We start from the raw sequence: 16,746 nt of genomic DNA, 5'->3' as shown, positions 1-16,746 counted from the left end.
TCCGGCTGGGAAAATGGAGCCATTGAACGTTCTTGCTGACGTGCCGGTGAGCCTGCCTCGATGAGCGCCAACGGCTATCGCGATTACTACAAGGTGCTTGGCCTCGAGCGCGGAGCCGATGCGGACGCGATCAAGCGCTCCTTCCGCAAGCTGGCCCGCCAGCACCACCCGGATGTGAATCCCGGTGACGCAGCAGCGGAGGCGCGCTTCAAGGAGCTCAGCGAGGCCTACGAGGTGCTCTCCGATCCCGACAAGCGCCGCAAGTACGAGCAGTTCGGCCAGTACTGGAGCCAGATGGGCGGTGGCGGCGGCGGCGCCCCAGGCGTCGACGTGGATTTCAGCCGTTATGGCAACTTCGACGACTTCATCAACGACCTGCTCGGTCGCTTCGGCGGTCCGGCCGGCGCGGGCGGCTTCGCCGGAGCACCCGGCGGATTCGGCTTCTCCGGCGGCTTCCCGGCCGGCTTCGGCGGCGGCTTCACCCCCGGCACCGGCCGTGCCAGTGGCGTCCAGCTGGATGCGGAAGCCACCATCACGATCACCTTTTCCGATGCCTTGCGCGGCTGCGAGCGCACCTTGGCCGTCAACGAAGAACGGGTTCAGGTGCGCGTCCCCGCTGGCGTGAAGAACGGCAGTCGCCTGCGGCTGAAGGGCAAGGGCAACCTCCAGCCCGGCACCGGCCGGCGCGGCGATCTCTACCTCAACCTCACCCTGCAGGAGCATCCGGTCTGGAAGCTGGAAGGGGATCAGCTGCGGGGGGATCTACCGCTCAGCCTTGATGAGCTTGCCCTTGGCGGCGAGATCCGGGTCGTCACCCCCGATGGCGACGCCACCGTGCAGGTGCCGCCAGGCGTGGCCCTGGGGCGCAGCCTGCGTTTAAAAGGCAAGGGCTGGCCGCTGAAGGATGGCCGCGGCGACCTGTTGCTCACCCTCACCCTCGCCCTGCCGGACACCTACAGCCAGCAGGAGCGCGAGCTGCTTGAGCAGCTGCGCGATGCCCGTAGCACCGATCCACGCCGGGAGTGGCGCAAAGCCGCCGCTCTCTGACCCTCGCCGTTGCCGTGTCGCCTTGGGCGGGGATCGCCGATCCGTAGGATCCGGCCAGCAGGCCTGCCCGCATGGAACTCACCTATCGTCCCCGCCGGCTGCGCCGCACCCCGGCGCTTCGAGCGATGGTGCGCGAGTTTCAGCTCGACCCCGCCGATTTCATCTATCCCCTGTTTGTGCACGAAGGGGCCAGCAACGAGCCGATCGAGGCCATGCCCGGCTGCCAGCGCTGGAGCCTGGAAGGGCTCGTGGAAGAAGTGGGCCGCGCCTGGGATCTGGGCATCCGCTGTGTGGTGCTCTTCCCCAAGGTGGCCGACGGCCTCAAAACGGAAGATGGCGCTGAATGCTTCAACGAGGGCGGGCTGATTCCCCGCGCCATTCGCCGCCTGAAACAGGAACACCCGGCCATGGCGATCATGACCGACGTTGCCCTTGATCCCTATTCCTGCGACGGCCACGACGGCATCGTCAACAGCGAAGGTGTGGTGCTGAACGACGAAACCGTGGCTCAGCTGTGCCGCCAAGCTGTCGCTCAGGCCCGCGCCGGCGCCGATCTGATCGGCCCCAGCGACATGATGGATGGCCGGGTGGGAGCGATCCGGGAAGCGCTCGATGAAGAAGGCTTCGAGCACATCGGCATCATCAGTTACACCGCCAAGTACGCCTCCGCTTACTACGGTCCTTTCCGGGAGGCGCTGGATTCCGCCCCGCGTCCGGTGGGAAACAAGCCGATCCCCAAAGACAAGTCCACGTATCAGATGGATCCGGCGAACGGCCGCGAGGCGCTCACCGAAGCTCTGCTTGATGAGCAGGAAGGGGCCGACATCCTGATGGTCAAGCCGGGCCTCGCTTACCTCGACATCATTTATCGCCTGCGCGAGGAATCGGAACTGCCGATCGCGGCTTACAACGTGAGTGGCGAGTACGCCATGGTGAAGGCGGCGGCCCAGCGCGGCTGGATTGATGAGCGCGCCGTGGTGCTCGAAACGCTGCTCTGCTTCAAGCGCGCCGGAGCCGACCTGATCCTCACCTACCACGCCTGCGATGCGGCCCGATGGCTGAGCGAACGGTGACCCCCGGGCCGGTGGCATCTCGCCCCGCTGATCAGGGGCGGCGGCGGCCCCGGCCGTTGATGGTCTGGGTGCTGGCCCCCTGGCTGGTGGCGGTGCTGCTCATACTGCTCGCCCTGCGCTTGCTCGCCCTGGAGGATTTCAACCTTCAGGCCTCCGGCTGGGGCCTGCTGGGCAGTGCCGCCATTTGCTTCTCGATCGGCTGTGTCTGCCGGGTATCGCTGTTGCTTGCCGAGCGCCGCTGAGCCCTGCCCCACCGCGGTGCCTGCGGCGGCTCAGAATGGAGCCACGACCAGGACACTGCCGATGCCGGTGCGAAGACTGGGCCATGTGGCCCTGCGGGTGCAGGACATGGCCCGCGCCAAGGCCTTTTATCAGGCCCTCGGCCTGCGCCTCACCTGGGAAGCCGACGACTGGTCCTATCTGCAGGCCCCCGACGGTGGCGATGGCGTGGCCCTGCTGAGCCCGGCCTACACCGCCGCCGGGCCCCACTTCGCCTTTCACTTCAGTGAGCGCGCCGAGGTGGATGTGGTGCACGGCGAGCTGGGCGCCGCGGGCCATCCGGTGGGCCCGGTGCATGATCACCGTGACGGCACCGCTTCCTTTTACCTCCAGGATTCGGAAGGCAACTGGCTGGAGATGCTCTACGAGCCTCCCACAGGCATCCCTTCCAACCAGGGCGAGGAGCCGATCGCTGCGACTCTGCCTGCTGGCTCCGCAGCCGCCATGGCCGGCGCCGGAGCCACCGGAGCCGCTGCCCTAGCGGGACAGGTGCAGGGGCTGGCTTGAACCCGATCGAGGCGGAAGCCCTTGACCTGCTGGAGTGGCCTCGCCTGGCGGAGCACCTGGCCAGCTTCGCCAGCACGCGCGCCGGCGTCCGCCACTGCCGCTCCCTGGTGCCGGCCGCCAGCTGCGCCGAGAGCGAGCGCCTGCTCTGTGAAACCACGGAGTTGCTGGGCCTCGATGGTGTGCTCGAGGGGGGGCTGAGCTTTCAGGGCGTCGCCGATCTCGGTGGCACCCTGCAGCACTGCAGCAAGGGGGGCACCGCCTCCGGTGAGGCCCTGCTGGAGGTGGCCACCACCCTGGCGGCCGGCCGTCGCCTGCGCCGCCAGATCGACGACGAGGACCTGCGGCCCGTCACCAGCGCCTTGGTGCAGAACCTGCGCACGCTGCCGGAGCTGGAGCAGCGCCTGCGCTTCTGCATCGAGGAGGGCGGCCGCGTGGCCGACCGCGCCAGTCCGGCGCTGGCCGCGCTGCGGCTGCAGCTTTCCGCCCTGCGCCAGCAGCGGCGTGAGCGGCTGCAGGAGCTGATGCGGCGTTTCGCTCCCCTGCTCCAGGACAACGTGATCGCCGAACGCAACGGCCGGCCGGTGCTGGCGGTGAAGGCGGGCGCGGCCTCCCAGCTCAGCGGCCTGGTGCACGACAGCTCCGCGTCCGGCAACACCGTGTTCATCGAGCCCCAGGCGGTGATCGCCCTGGGCAACCGCCTGCGCGAGCTGGAAGGGGAGGAGCGCGACCTCGAGCAGCAGGTGCTGGCGGAGCTCAGCGGCCTGGTGGCGGCGGACGCCGACGCCCTCCACGCCCTGCACTCGGTGCTGGTGCAGCTCGATGGCGCCGTCGCCCGTGCCCGCTACGGCCAGGAGCTCGGCGCGGTGCGCCCCGAGCTGTCTGCCGTTGCCGAAGCCCCCTTCCAGCTCGTGGATCTCTGCCATCCGCTGCTCCTCTGGCAGGAGCGGCGCAAGGGCGGCAGAACGGTGGTGCCGGTCACGGTCACCGTGGGCAGCGACCTGCGGGTGGTGGCGATCACCGGCCCGAACACCGGCGGCAAAACGGTCACGCTCAAGAGTGTGGGCCTGGCGGCGCTGATGGCACGCGCGGGCCTGTTCCTGCCCTGTCGCGGCACACCGCGGCTGCCCTGGTGTGGTCGCGTCTTGGCCGACATCGGCGATGAGCAATCGCTGCAGCAGAACCTCTCCACCTTCAGCGGCCACGTGCGCCGCATCGCCCGCATCATCGAAGCGCTGCCGCCGCCGGCCACGCCGGACGGCGCCTCCCTGGTGCTGCTCGATGAAGTGGGTGCCGGCACCGACCCCACCGAGGGCACCTCCCTGGCGATCGCCCTGTTGCGCCATCTCGCCGGCTGCGCCCGCCTCACGATCGCCACCACCCACTTCGGCGAGCTGAAGGCGCTCAAATACAACGACGCCCGCTTTGAGAATGCCTCGGTGGGCTTCGACGTCGAAACCCTATCGCCCACCTATCAGCTGCAATGGGGCATCCCCGGCCGCAGCAACGCCCTGGCCATCGCCAGCCGCCTTGGCCTGGAGCCGGCCGTGATTGAGGGGGCCACCGCCCTGCTGGCGCCGAAGGGGGAAGGAGAGCTGAACCAGGTGATCCGCGGCCTGGAGGATCAGCGTCGCCGCCAGCAGGAGGCCGCCGAAGAGGCGGCTGTGCTGCTGGTGCGCACCGAATTGCTGCATGAGGAGCTGCTGCAGCGCTGGCAGCACCAGCAGGAGCAGTCGGTGGAACTGCAGGAGCAGCGGCGCCGCCAGCTGGAGCAATCGATTCGCGATGGCCAGCGGGAAGTGCGCCGCATCATCCGCCGCCTGCGCCAGGGCGACACCGATGGGGAGGAGGCGCGTCAGGCCGGACAACGGCTCAAGCGCCTGCAGCAGGACCATCAGCCCCAGCCGGAACGGCGCCAGCACCGCGGCTGGCAGCCGTCGATGGGGGAGAGGATTCGCGTGCTGTCGCTCGGCAAGGCGGCGGAAGTGCTGGAGATTGCTGCCGATGGCCAGGAGCTCTCGGTGCGCTGCGGCGTGCTGCGGCTCACCGTGCCGCTCAACGGGGTGGAATCCCTCAGCGGCGAAAAGCCCGCTCCACCGGAGCCGCCCGTGGTGCAGGTGCGCCGCCAGCCAGGCCGCAGCGGCGGCAGCGCCCAGGTGCGCACCCAGCGCAACACCGTGGATGTGCGCGGCCTGCGGGTGCATGAAGCGGAGGCGGCGGTGGAGGAACGGTTGCGTTCAGCGGAAGGGCCGGTGTGGGTGATCCACGGCATCGGCAGCGGCAAGCTCAAGCGCGGCCTGCGCCAGTGGCTCGACACCGTGCCCTACGTGGAGCGGGTGAGCGATGCGGAGCAGGGCGATGGTGGCCCCGGCTGCAGTGTGGTGTGGGTGGCTTGACGTCACCATTCTGTTCAGGGACTCCACCCGCGTTTGCAGGCGTCTTCGGGAGGGATCTGCTGCTGGGGCCGCGTGCAACCCTGTCCAGCCGCTGGCGGATGCCGCGCAGCTGGCTGGCGGCCAAGCGCTGGCAAGGGCCTCGGTTCGGCGAGAGGCGGCATTGAGGGTTTCTGCACGCTTTCCCGTTTAAGAGCTGGGGCTCACGGGCCAGCTTTCAAGCGGCGAAGGGCACTCCAGTCCAGCCCATCAACAACCCTCGAGGCTGGTGCCTGATTCCCCCGCCAGGTGGATGGCCGGATGCTTGTAGTGGATGTTGGGGCATGCCTCCGGAAAGCTGGCAGAGAGCAGAACCGGCCCAGTGATTGGCGTGGGGCCTGAATGAAACCACTGCCGTGAAGCTGATCAGCACAACCCTCCCGGGCAGGAGGGATGAAGGCACTGGGAATGAGTAGCCAGCGATCAACGACCTGGCTACGCGGAGACTCCCTTTAGAGGCTGCAGAAAGCCAATCACCCTCAAACCTGATCCATCGTTGCCATGGTTTTCGCAGAAGCAACGCGCCGCCTCAGAGGACGGCTCCAGCTGAATGCGGCCGCAGCTCCGAGCATCGGCAGTGGCCCTGGAACCGGTGCGGAGAAATTGGAAATGGTAGCTATGCCTTCACCGCAACACCCATCAGTAGAGTCGATACTGAAGCCAAAGACATCACCAGCAACAACGCCAAAGGTTGTGGCGCCTGCAGACCCGTCATCGGCTGCAATAAATTGAAAATTGCCATTCAATAAATACCCAAAAATCTCGAAATCAGGTCCGTCATTGTTAATGAAGCTCCAGTCAAAAGTGACGGGTCCTGAGGCGGGCGCGGCAATTGTGAAGATGGTAAAAATATCTTCAACATCATTATTGCTTCCAGTTAACACAATTGAATTAGGAGCACCAGTGGTGTTGACGGAGCCATCACCTAAGCCGGTTTCAAAGGTCCAATTGGCCGGGTCATAAACCCCGGCGAAGCCGAACTGAAGGGCTTGTGCGGGGCGATGGGCGAGAGCGGTTACGGCAAGGGCCAGCCCCAAGGTGGTGGCCGCTTTCAGCGCTCTCATTTTAGGTAAATAAACTTTCCTTATTTTGTTCGCCTGATGCGTGACCCCTCAGGAGAGGGTGACAGTCTTGCAAGTGTCCCATCGATGAGCCCTTGCCTCGGCGCGCTTGGGTGTGAGCGGTTAGCGCGGCGGAGGGCTGCAGCTGGGCAGCTGGAGTCGGCCTCCAGTTCGTGGCGCGGCACCAGGCCTTCTTCTGGCCTGGCTGGTGCCTTTCTTCTGCCCTTTGCGATGCAACGAACCGCCTTGTGGGCCTGGGCGGGCTTAGAATTCGGTGTTACCAGGCCCTAAGGAGGGCTCAGCAGAGGGATGGGGTTTCGCTTAACGCCATGCCCAACCAGCTGAAGTAATCAAATCTTTTGCGAAGGGAGTGGGCTCTCGACAGCCCGCCCGCCCGGGATTGGCGGCCACTCCGACAAACCCGCAAGCGCTGCTTGAACAGGCTGAATGCCTTGCCTCCGCCCACGCTCTTCTGCGCTTTCATGAGCGTGTGGATGCCATAGAGAAGGTTCTGGGGCGCACAGCTCGCTTCCGCCTCATCCAGGCTATGTGTGGTTTCAATTGGGACAGTTGCAGCAGGCGCTGACGCTGCTCCAGCCCTTGGCGGAACGGCAGGATTCCATCGGCTCGGTGGCCTGCCCGTTCCTGGCCGATGCCTGTCATCACTCCGGCGACCCCATGCTTTGGCCCACTTGCTGCAAAGCCAGCCGGGCGGGGTCGCAACGCCTGAGGGACGCTTGCCTGGCCCGTTGAGGCGCATGGCCGGATTTGATGCGGTGAAACTGTTGGAGCAGCTGGGTCGCTATCGCCAGGCCCGGTCCCTGGCTCAGCATGTGCAGTGCGCCACTGCCCCAGCCTTTGATCTGAAGGCTTTTCTGGCCCCCCTTCAGGAGCAGATTGCTCGATGGCCATCCATCCGTGTGCGGCATTGGCGAGTTGCAGGGTGTACCTCTGCTCTCTCAGGCGTTGGGTCAGCCGGGTGCAGGGGGCCAACAGCTCGACTGCCTCAGTGCCCATCGCCTTTCCGCGTTTCGCAAGATTTACCTGCAACCGGCCAGGCGGCTCGCTGCCGACCAGGCGCATTGGATCGTGGACAAATCACTGATCAGCTGGATGTGGCTCCCCTCAATCGCCCAGGTCCTGCAGGGATCGGTGTATCTGCACCTGCGGCGTGATCCACGGGACCTGGCGCTCTGCCTGAGCATGGCAGCGAACCGCCCCAATGCCGCCATGGGCTGGGTGAGCAGCCTGGGTCCCGTTAGGGGCTCTCGTCAGCACGCACGTGGAACGGACCAGCTTGGCGCTGGAGCGGCTTCGGCTCAACCATCGCATCATCGGTTACGAATCACTGCTGACCCAGCCGGACAAGAGCCTGCGCATCTGCCTGGAGGCCATGGCGTTGCCCATGCAGGAAGGCGTGCTGCATCCGGAGCGCAATCAACGAATTCCAATCACCCTTAGCCACAGTCAGGCTCGTCAGCCGCTACGCACGACATCCATCGGTCGCTGGCATCATTTAGGGCCAGCATCCGGCGCGCAGATCTTGGCTTTGTTCCTCCAGGCATTTTGATTGATCCGATGCACACCTAAGAAAGTGTGGGAAGTTGGGGTTCAGCCTTCAACGCCGCAGCTGGTGGAACCGGCAGCGCCAACGCCTCCCCGGCGGCATCAAACAGCCGCCAGCCGCTGGGATCCACGTCCAGGTGGATGCGCTGCCCCGGCACCACCCGCTGGGAGGGATCCGCGCGTAACTGCACCAGATGGCCGCCTTCCAGCAGCCGGGCGCTGATCAGCAGTTCATTGCCGAGCGCCTCCACATGGGTCACCTCGCCGGCCAGGTTGCGGTTGGTGGCCGGTGCCAGCCGCAGATGTTCCGGCCGCAGCCCGCCGGTGAGCGGCGCCGCAGCCTCACCGGCGGCATGGGCGGCCAAGGCGGCCGCCATCGGCCCTTCCACCAGGAAGCGACGGGCATCGAGCTGAATCTGATCGCCACCTGCGGCCTGCACCGGCAGCAGGTTCATCGGTGGGCTGCCGATGAACTGGGCCACGAACAGATTTGAAGGCCAGGCGTAGAGCTCCATCGGCGTACCCAGCTGCTGCAGCCGGCCGGCGTTGAGCACGGCGATGCGATGTCCCATCGTCATCGCCTCCACCTGGTCGTGCGTCACGTAGAGCGTGGTGGTGCCCAGCCGCTTCTGCAGTGCCACGATCTGGGCGCGGGTGCCGGTGCGCAGCTTGGCGTCGAGGTTGCTGAGCGGCTCATCCATCAGGAACACAGCGGGCTCCCGCGCGATCGCCCGCCCCAGGGCCACCCGCTGCTTCTGGCCGCCGGACAACTCCTTGGGGCGCCGGTCGAGCAGCGCTGTGAGGCCAAGCTCCTCGGCCACTCCGGCGATGCGGGCGTCGATGCGTTGCTCCCGCTTTGAGGGCACGTGAAAGGGCGCGGGCAGCCCGCGGCTGCAGCGGTGCAGGCTGTCCTGCAGCTGTTGCGGCACGCTGCGGGGCCGGCTGCGCCGCAGCCCGAAGCCGATGTTGTCGGCCACGCTCAGGTGCGGGTAGAGCGCGTAGCTCTGAAACACCATCGCCACATCCCGTTGAGCCGGACGCAGGCCGCTCACCGGCCTGCCGCCCACCAGCACGTCGCCGTCGGTGGGGGTTTCCAGGCCCGCCAGGATGCGCAGCAGGGTGCTCTTGCCACAGCCAGAGGGGCCCACCAGCACCAGGAATTCGCCATCGGGCACCTCAAGGTCGAGCTGGCGCAGCACCTGCACGGGCGCGCCGCCGCGCCGTGGCGGAAATGTTTTGCTGACCTGCTGGAAGCGAACCTCTGCCAAGACGGAGCCTCTGACCGGCCGATCCTAGGGTTGGCCTCAGGTTCGGCCTTCGTTAAGGGATTCCTTGCAGTTCATCGATCAAGCCCGTATTGCGGTCCAGGGCGGCCGGGGCGGCGACGGCATCGTCGCGTTTCGTCGGGAAAAATATGTGCCCGCTGGTGGCCCCTCCGGTGGTGATGGCGGCCATGGTGGAACGGTGTGGCTGCAGGCTGACGCCAACCTGCAGACCCTGCTCGACTTCAAGTACAAGCGGCTGTTTGCGGCCCCGGAGGGCCGGCGGGGCGGCCCGAACCGCTGCTCGGGTGCCGGTGGGGAGGATCTGGTGGTGCGGGTGCCCTGCGGCACCGAAGTGCGCGACCCCGAGACCGAAGCCCTGCTCGGCGACCTGATCGAACCCGGTGATCGCCTGCGGGTGGCGGCCGGTGGCCGCGGCGGGCTTGGCAACGCCCACTACCTGAGCAACCGCAACCGGGCTCCAGAGAAATTCACCGAGGGCAAGGAGGGGGAAGAGCGGCAGCTGCAGCTTGAACTCAAGCTGCTCGCTGAGGTGGGCATCATCGGGCTGCCCAATGCGGGCAAGAGCACCCTCATCAGTGTGCTTTCGGCCGCCAAACCGAAGATCGCCGATTACCCGTTCACCACCTTGATCCCCAATCTTGGTGTGGTGCGCAAACCCAGTGGGGATGGCACGGTGTTCGCCGATATCCCCGGACTGATCGCCGGCGCCGCCCAAGGCGCGGGGCTTGGCCACGACTTCCTGCGCCACATCGAGCGCACCCGCCTGCTGGTGCACCTTGTGGATGGCTCCAGCGCGGATGTGGCCCACGACCTGGCGGTGGTGGAAGCGGAGTTGGTGGCCTACGGCCACGGGCTGGCCGATCGCCCCCGGCTGCTGGCCATCAACAAGGTGGAACTGCTGGATGAAGACGCGCTGTCGGCGGCTTCAGATGCACTCAAAGAGCGTTGGCCCCGGGAGGTCCTGGCCATCTCCGGGGCAACGCGTCAGGGACTTGATGGATTGCTGGAAGCGGTCTGGAAAGAACTCGACCGCAGCGAACAGGCCCTTCTGGCTCAGTCGTCGTAGACGCGGCACTCGGGCGCTTCCGGGTTCAGATCGCAGTAGACCTCAAGGGAGTTGGGGTCGTGATTGTCCTCGGGGTGATGAGTTTTGTATTCCTGCAAAGACTTGAGCTCTTCCTCAAGGTGGCGCACCTTGCCCTCGTTGCCCGTGGCCTTGGCGGTTTCGATCTCAATCTGGTCCTTGAGGATGTGCTCGTCGATGGAAGTCATAAGACGGCCGACCTGCGGCAACCGAATTTTTCCAGTCCACCCTACGGGTCGCGCGTCGCCTTCGCCGCGCTGTGTGGGCTCAAGCTCATCAACCCCCCACGGGCATGGGGCAGATGCCAGTGCCGGCAGGGGGTTCTGCCTTGGCCTCAGGCCGGCAGATCACTGAGTTCCAGCCAGCGCTCCTCACCGGCGTGGATGCGTTCCGCCAGCGCGGCCAGCTCTTCGGTGAGCGCTTCGAGCTTGGCGTAGTCGCCCTGGCCGCCGCCGGCCAGCTCCGCCTCGAGCCTGCTGCGGAGCTCTTCCCAGCCTGGCAGCTTCTGCTCCAGATCGGTCAGCTCGCGGCTTTCCCGGTAGCTGCGTCGGCGGGGCTTCTGGGCGCCGCGTTCGCCCGTTGCCTTGGTGGGTGTGACCGCTGCCGCTGCGTCGATGGTCAGCGTGGCGGCCGCGGGCGCCGGGGCAGCTGCAAGGGCAGCTTTCGGCGCGGCCTGGGCGGCCTGGGCCAGGTAGGCGCTGTAGTTGCCCTCGAAGCGCCGCAGCACACCGCCCTCAAAGCAGAACAGCCGGTCCACGGTGCGATCGAGGAAATAGCGGTCGTGGGACACCACCACGACACAACCGCGGAAATCTTCGAGGAAGTCTTCCAACACCGTGAGGGTGTGCACGTCCAGGTCGTTGGTGGGCTCATCGAGCAGCAGCACGTTGGGCGCCTGAATCAGCAGCCGGCAGAGGCACAGCCGCCGCCGCTCTCCTCCGGAGAGCTTGCCGATCGGGCTGTGTTGCTGGGCGGGGGGAAACAGGAAGCGCTCCAGCAGCTGGGAGGCACTCACCTGCACACCGCCCAGATCGATCCGGCTGGCCGCCTCCTGCACGAAATCGATCACCTTGCGCTCCATGCCCTTGCCGGCAAACAGGTCGTCGGTCTGCTGGTCGAAGTAGGCCAGCTGCACGGTGCTGCCCAGCTCCAGGCGCCCCTGCTGGGCCTGGCGCCGCCCGGCGATCAGGTCGAGCAGGGTGGATTTGCCGGAGCCGTTCGGGCCGATGATGCCCACCCGGTCTTCCGGGCTGAAGTCGTAGCTGAAGTCGCGCAGCAGCGGCGTTCCGCTGGGGATGGGGGGCACCCCGGCCCCGGCCGGGCCCTGCGGCGCCCACACACTGAGATGCTCCGCCGTGATGGCCCGCTTGCCCAGGCGCCGACTGGCGGTGGCCAGGCTGAGCTGGTCCTTGCCGGCGCGCACCGGGGCCTCCTGCATCGCCTCGATCCGCTGGATGCGGGCCTTTTGCTTGGTGCTGCGGGCCTGGGGTCCCCGTTGCAGCCACTCCAGTTCGCGCCGCAGCGCTCCCTTGAACTTGGCGGCGCTGGCCGCTTCGGCGGCCTCTTCGCCCGCCTTGATCTGCAGGTAGCTGGCGTAGTTGCCCTCGTAGGTGCGGGCTTCGCCCCTGTCCACCTCCACGATGCGGCGGGTGACCCGGTCGAGCACGTAGCGGTCGTGGGTGACCAACACCAGGGCGCCGCGGAAGCGGTCGAGGTGGTTCTGCAGCCACTCGATGCAGTCCGCATCCAGGTGGTTGGTGGGTTCGTCCAGCAGCAGCACGTCCGGTTCGGCCACCAGCGCAGACGCCAGGGCCAGCCGCTTGCGGAAGCCCCCCGAGAGCTCCCCCACCTTGCGCTGGGTGTCGCGGATGCCGAGCCGGTCGAGCACCTCGCGGCACTGCTGCTCCAGCCCCCAGGCCTGGCAATGGTCCATGCGGCTCTGCAGATCGCCCAGCTCCGCCAGCAGGGCGTCGTGGTGGGCAGCGGACGACTCCGCCAGCGCCTCGCTCACCGCTGTGAAACGACGCAGCAACTCCATCTTCTCGCCACTGCCGGCGAACACCTGCTCCAGCACCGTCCGCTGCGCATCGAGCGTGGGGTCCTGGTCCACCAGCACCACATTGAGACGGGATGAGCAGCGACGCACCCCCTCCCCCGCCGGCTCCACCCCGGCGAGCACCTTGAGCAGGGTCGACTTGCCGGCGCCGTTCGGGCCGATCAGCCCGAGCCGATCGCGCTCGCCCACGTGCAGGGTGAGGTCGCGGAAGAGGGTCTTGATGCCGAAGTCCTTGGCGACCCCCACCAGGCTGATCAGGCTCATCGGTTGACGCCCTGCGCCTGGGCCTCGAGATGGGCGAACACGCTCTTGTCGCCCACATCGGCCTGCGCCGCCATCGGGAACTTGCGCAGGCACAGCACCAGCAGCAGGGCCGCCTGCAGCAGCAGTAACCCGAAGGTCTGCGCGGGATCCAGCAGGCCGCTGAGCCGGCCCAGCAGGGCCACGGGCAGCAGCAGGGTCACACCGACCGCCTCCGGGCGTTGAAAGCAGAAGAACTCCTTGAAGCCGATGCCGGCCTGGGCGGCGAAGAAGGGGCCGATCGCCCAGATCCAGCGGGGATCGGCCGCCAGGGTGTCGAGCATGGCGCCGGGGCCCACCCGCAGCGCCAGCAGCAGGCCACCGGCGCTGCCCAGCAGCCAGAACAGTTGCAGGGCCCGGTGCAGGGGCCGCAGGTAGATGTGAATCCACTGCAGCGCCAGCCCCAGCCCTGCCGCCATCAGGGCCAGCCATGGCCACGACCAGGCTCCGCCGAAGCGGTGCCACTGCCACAGCAATGCCAGCTCCGCGATCGCCAGCGTGAGCAGGGCGAGGCGGTAGCCGAGCACCTCACGCCGGTCCTCGGCCGTGATCGTGAACGGTCCGTAGACGCCCTCGAACACCGGATCTCTGCTGGCGCTTGGATCGATCGATCGGGCGGTCATCGCATCATCTCAAGGGGAGAAGCATTCACCAGTGTGGTCAGGTCGGGGCCGGCCGGGATGATGCCGGAGGGGTGGAGCGGAAACAGGGCGCCGAAGTAATCCTGCCGCCACGCCTGGGGGAAGCAGGTGGCGGCCACCCCTTCGATCCCATGGAAGCGGGCCCGCCAGCGCCACAGGGCCGGGAATTGCCAGAGCGGCCGGCGGCTGCAGCCGAACAGGGGGGCGTACACCAGCTCCAGGCGAATCAAGGTGGGGAACAGCACCACGTCGGCGAGGCTGGGTGCGGTGCCACAAAGCCAGGGCCCAGCGGCCTGCAGCTCCGCCTCGGCGGCCTCGAGGGCCTCGAACAGGGCCGACTCAGCGCGGTTGTAAGCCGCCTGGTTGCGGGCGAAGCCGCAGCGGTACACCCCGTCATTGACCTCTCCCTGCAGGCGCTGGCGCCAGGCAGCGAGGCGCTCGCTCTGATCGGCAGGTTCCAGGTCGGGCACCCCGTGGGGCGCCGGCCAGCGGTTGAGCAGCTCGATCAGCCGCGCGCTTTCATTCACCACAATGCGGCGCTCGGCGCGGTCGTAGAGCACCGGCACCGAGGCCGGCGCGGCCGCTGGAGCCCCGCAGCTGCGGTAGAGGTCGGCCAGGGCCTGGGCCCCTTCGAACGGTGGGTTGAACTGCCAGCGGCCAGCGCCGGGATCTGGCTCCACCACCACCAGATCGATCGTTGATTGCAGCTGGCGCAGGGTCCACACCAACCAGGCGCGATGGGCCCATGGGCAGCTGCGGCCCACGATCAACACGTGGCCTGCGCTGGTGCCGGCCGTGGCTGGCAGGGGCGGCAGCACGGTGAAGGCCCCGGCGGGACGGCAGTAGTTGCCCTCGGCGTCGGCGGGGCCCAAGCCACCCATCAGCTGCTGCCATTGCCAGCGCCAGGCCGCGCGGACGCTGGCCACCACGGGCGGAGGAACGGCCATTTCGAACACGGGCAGGTGCTCTGACTCTGGCCTGGCCGGCATCCCCTGCCAGCCTGTGGCGCAGGTGTTCGCAGGGACGGGCGCAGATGGCTGCAGGCAACGTGCTGGTGGTGGGTGGAACCCACGGCAACGAACGCAATGCCCCCTGGCTGCTGGAGCACTGGGGTCGCCACCCCGCCCACCTCAACCGCGCCGGTTTGGCGGTGGAGCTGGCGGTGGGCAATCCCGCGGCCTTGGCGGCAGGGGTGCGCTACCTCGATCACGACCTCAACCGCTGCTTCGGTCTGGGTGCCCTGGCGGACTCCCGGCGCAGCTCCCGGGAGCTGCTGCGGGCGCGCCAGCTGCTGGCCGACTTCGGGCCCCAAGGAACAACTCCCTGCGCCGTGGTGGTTGATCTGCACAGCACCACGGCGGCAATGGGCAACTCTTTGGTGCTCTACGGGCGCCGTCCCGCCGATCTGGCCCTGGCCGCCGGCATCCAGGCGCAGCTGGGGCTGCCGATCTACCTGCATGAGGGCGACCCCGCCCAGAGCGGCTTTCTGGTGGAGCGCTGGCCCTGTGGTGTGGTGATCGAGGTGGGTCCGGTGCCGCAGGGGGTGATCACCGCCACCATCTGCCACCAGACGGCACTCGCTGTGGAGGCGGCACTGGCCACCCTGGCGGCGGCCCGTGACGGCTCCTTGCGACTACCGGTGGCGCTCACCGTGCATCTCCACCAGTGCAGCCTCGACCTGCCCCGTCATTCGGATGGCCGACCGGCCTGCTGCCTGCATCCCCACCGCCAACATCGCGACTGGCAACCGCTGCGGCTTGGCGATCCGCTGTTTCAAGGCGCTGATGGGTCCACCGTGTGGTTCGAGGCAGAAGCGGCCGGAAAATTCGGCGCCGCCATGGCGGCGGGCGATTGCGCCTGGCCGGTGTTCATCAACGAAGCGGCCTATGGCGAGAAGGGCATTGCCCTCAGCCTCACCACCCGCGAACGCTGGCCCAGCAGCCAGCAGTGGGGGGAGGCCCTGCGCCAACTGGCCTTGGAACTCACAGCACCCTGTTGAAGCCAGGCGCGCTCAGAGAGGGGCCGGGGCGCCGGGGGTGGCCGGCTGCAGCGGAACCGCCTGGGGGGAGGTGGTCGGGCGGGGTGCGCCGTTGTAGAGCACGCTCAGCACCTGGCGACCATCGGCCGAAATCCTCAGCTCGGTTTCCGTGGTGGGGGGCAGGCCCAGCACCTGCCAGCCGGGAGGGCCTCCCAGGAAACGGAAGGTATAGCCCTCGGCATCCGCATCAATCAGGCAGCCTTCGGCGGCACGGTTGTACATGCAGGCGTCAGGGCGATAAACGCTTAGGCCGCCGTTGAGCCGCTCAGCTTGCATGCGGGCCAGGTTGGTGGCGCGCTGGCGGGTGAAGGGAAAGGTGTTGTATGGATCGGTGGTCTGGCCAAAGGCAGCAGAGGCGGCCAGCAGCAGGCTGGCGCCCAGGAGCACAGGGGAAAATCGCATCAGGGAAAGAGCGTGGCAAAAGCGCCGGAGATCAACCGCAGGCCCAGGTGCCTTGTTCCTTGGTGCACGGAAGGTCGGTGCTGGTGCCATCAGCCCAGTAAATCCTGAGCCGGTCGTCTTGGCTACCCATGCGGAAGGTGAGCGACTTCACAACGCCAGCGGGAGGGTTCCCTGCAGGATCGGCAGAATTGGTGCGGGCTGGAGCCGCCAGCCGTTGCTCCAGCTGCTGGAGCCTGAGCTCCACGCGGTTCAGCCGTTCAGGAGTCTTGTCCGGCGGCTGCTCGGCCGTTTTGAGGCAGCTGGCCAGGCCAACGGCGGCGACCCCCAAGGCGAGCACCGTGAGGGCCGGTTTTGACGGTGCAGGCAACGACATCGCTCGAAGCGGAGTCAGGTCCATGCACTCCTAGCAATCGGACTAGCCGTTGGCCAGTCGCTCGCTCCAATACACGACGGCGCCTTGCTGCTCTAGCTGCAGGCGGCGATGGCGGGCTTGGTGGACGGGAACCGTTTCGGTGCAACGGTTTCCGTGCAAGTCCCAGCAGATCAGAACCATGGGTGCAGGTGGCCGGGAATACAAAGAAAACCTTAAGCCCGCTGCCCGGTGACCCGAAAGCCATGTGATCGATCCATGACCCCAGCCCCGCGTCTGTCCCGGGGCACTGCAGGGCTGCTGCTGCACCACTTCGCCAGTGCTGGCAAGGCTTGCCGGCCATTGACCAGGTCAGCCAAGGCGCCCTGCCGCGGACCACATCGGCTTTAGCCGGCCTCCAGCGGCGCCTCCCTCAGCTCCTGTCCATGGCGTGCCAGCCCCGTCAGAGGCCCTGCTGGACATCGGACCCTCTGCAGCCCCAAATCGGAGGCAAACCTTAAGCGCCCCACACATCCCGCAATGTCCTGTTACATTGCCTCAGGCGAAAGGCTCCGGCCTGCGGTGGGGACGTTTCCCCCGGCGCATCTCGCCTTACTTAACCGACCCC

General features: G+C 67.3%; 16 protein-coding genes. 8 read left to right on the top strand and 8 right to left on the bottom strand.

The window, feature by feature from the left end; all coding sequences use genetic code 11:
- The first annotated feature begins 60 nt into the window (after positions 1 to 60).
- The 5 genes from KBY97_RS14180 (at position 61) to KBY97_RS14160 (ending at position 5,299) form a co-directional block, all read left to right on the top strand.
- Positions 61 to 1,047, top strand: coding sequence for a DnaJ C-terminal domain-containing protein (locus KBY97_RS14180; RefSeq protein WP_255147908.1), 987 nt, complete (start codon positions 61 to 63; stop codon positions 1,045 to 1,047).
- Between the two features lie 71 nt (positions 1,048 to 1,118).
- Positions 1,119 to 2,120 carry a porphobilinogen synthase gene (gene hemB / locus KBY97_RS14175; RefSeq protein WP_255147907.1) on the top strand — a complete coding sequence of 334 codons (1,002 nt, stop codon included), beginning with the start codon at positions 1,119 to 1,121 and terminating at the stop codon, positions 2,118 to 2,120.
- Positions 2,102 to 2,362, top strand: coding sequence for a hypothetical protein (locus tag KBY97_RS14170; RefSeq protein ID WP_255147906.1), 261 nt, complete (start codon positions 2,102 to 2,104; stop codon positions 2,360 to 2,362). Before hemB ends, KBY97_RS14170 begins: the two co-directional genes overlap by 19 nt.
- Before the next feature lie 61 nt (positions 2,363 to 2,423).
- Positions 2,424 to 2,906: a VOC family protein gene (locus KBY97_RS14165; RefSeq protein WP_255147905.1), complete on the top strand. Its 483-nt coding sequence runs from the start codon at positions 2,424 to 2,426 to the stop codon at positions 2,904 to 2,906.
- On the top strand, positions 2,903 to 5,299 hold the full coding sequence (locus KBY97_RS14160; RefSeq protein WP_255147904.1) for an endonuclease MutS2: 2,397 nt from the start codon (positions 2,903 to 2,905) through the stop codon (positions 5,297 to 5,299). The genes KBY97_RS14165 and KBY97_RS14160 overlap by 4 nt, the downstream gene beginning before the upstream one ends.
- Before the next feature lie 515 nt (positions 5,300 to 5,814).
- Here KBY97_RS14160 and KBY97_RS14155 read toward each other — a convergent pair.
- Entirely contained in the window at positions 5,815 to 6,372 is a 558-nt protein-coding gene (locus tag KBY97_RS14155; protein WP_255147902.1) for a hypothetical protein, read from the bottom strand.
- 1,321 nt (positions 6,373 to 7,693) lie between these two features.
- Between KBY97_RS14155 and KBY97_RS14150 the strand changes: the two genes are divergently transcribed.
- Complete coding sequence (locus tag KBY97_RS14150; protein WP_255147901.1) at positions 7,694 to 7,966, top strand: hypothetical protein; 273 nt, start codon at positions 7,694 to 7,696, stop codon at positions 7,964 to 7,966.
- A 16-nt stretch (positions 7,967 to 7,982) separates the two neighbouring features.
- On the opposite strand, the gene KBY97_RS14145 is transcribed toward KBY97_RS14150, so the two are convergent.
- Entirely contained in the window at positions 7,983 to 9,230 is a 1,248-nt protein-coding gene (locus KBY97_RS14145) for an ABC transporter ATP-binding protein (protein WP_315857175.1), read from the bottom strand.
- Between the two features lie 64 nt (positions 9,231 to 9,294).
- Between KBY97_RS14145 and cgtA the strand changes: the two genes are divergently transcribed.
- Complete coding sequence (gene cgtA / locus KBY97_RS14140; RefSeq protein ID WP_255147899.1) at positions 9,295 to 10,314, top strand: Obg family GTPase CgtA; 1,020 nt, start codon at positions 9,295 to 9,297, stop codon at positions 10,312 to 10,314.
- Here cgtA and KBY97_RS14135 read toward each other — a convergent pair.
- The 4 genes from KBY97_RS14135 to KBY97_RS14120 form a co-directional block, all read right to left on the bottom strand.
- Positions 10,302 to 10,520 (bottom strand): Calvin cycle protein CP12, encoded by a 219-nt coding sequence (locus KBY97_RS14135; RefSeq protein ID WP_255147898.1) that lies wholly within the window; start codon positions 10,518 to 10,520, stop codon positions 10,302 to 10,304. The two genes, cgtA and KBY97_RS14135, sit on opposite strands and share 13 nt — an antisense overlap.
- Positions 10,521 to 10,666: 146 nt before the next feature.
- Positions 10,667 to 12,652, bottom strand: a complete 1,986-nt coding sequence (locus KBY97_RS14130) for an ABC-F family ATP-binding cassette domain-containing protein (RefSeq protein ID WP_255147896.1) — start codon at positions 12,650 to 12,652, stop codon at positions 10,667 to 10,669.
- Positions 12,649 to 13,311: a DUF2301 domain-containing membrane protein gene (locus tag KBY97_RS14125; RefSeq protein ID WP_255147895.1), complete on the bottom strand. Its 663-nt coding sequence runs from the start codon at positions 13,309 to 13,311 to the stop codon at positions 12,649 to 12,651. Before KBY97_RS14125 ends, KBY97_RS14130 begins: the two co-directional genes overlap by 4 nt.
- A complete protein-coding gene (locus KBY97_RS14120) occupies positions 13,308 to 14,276 on the bottom strand; it encodes a glutathione S-transferase C-terminal domain-containing protein (protein ID WP_255147894.1) in 969 nt (322 codons plus the stop codon). Before KBY97_RS14120 ends, KBY97_RS14125 begins: the two co-directional genes overlap by 4 nt.
- Before the next feature lie 86 nt (positions 14,277 to 14,362).
- Here KBY97_RS14120 and KBY97_RS14115 point away from each other — a divergent pair, with 86 nt between their 5' ends.
- Complete coding sequence (locus tag KBY97_RS14115) at positions 14,363 to 15,328, top strand: aspartoacylase (protein WP_255147893.1); 966 nt, start codon at positions 14,363 to 14,365, stop codon at positions 15,326 to 15,328.
- 12 nt (positions 15,329 to 15,340) lie between these two features.
- On the opposite strand, the gene KBY97_RS14110 is transcribed toward KBY97_RS14115, so the two are convergent.
- Positions 15,341 to 15,769 carry a hypothetical protein gene (locus KBY97_RS14110; protein WP_255147892.1) on the bottom strand — a complete coding sequence of 143 codons (429 nt, stop codon included), beginning with the start codon at positions 15,767 to 15,769 and terminating at the stop codon, positions 15,341 to 15,343.
- Positions 15,770 to 15,800: 31 nt separating this feature from the next.
- On the bottom strand, positions 15,801 to 16,142 hold the full coding sequence (locus KBY97_RS14105) for a hypothetical protein (protein WP_255147891.1): 342 nt from the start codon (positions 16,140 to 16,142) through the stop codon (positions 15,801 to 15,803).
- Between the last annotated feature and the right edge of the window lie 604 nt (positions 16,143 to 16,746).

The sequence above is a fragment of the Synechococcus sp. ATX 2A4 genome (assembly GCF_024346375.1).
Taxonomy (GTDB): Bacteria; Cyanobacteriota; Cyanobacteriia; order PCC-6307; family Cyanobiaceae; genus MW101C3.
This window is presented reverse-complemented; position numbering and strand designations above follow the sequence as displayed.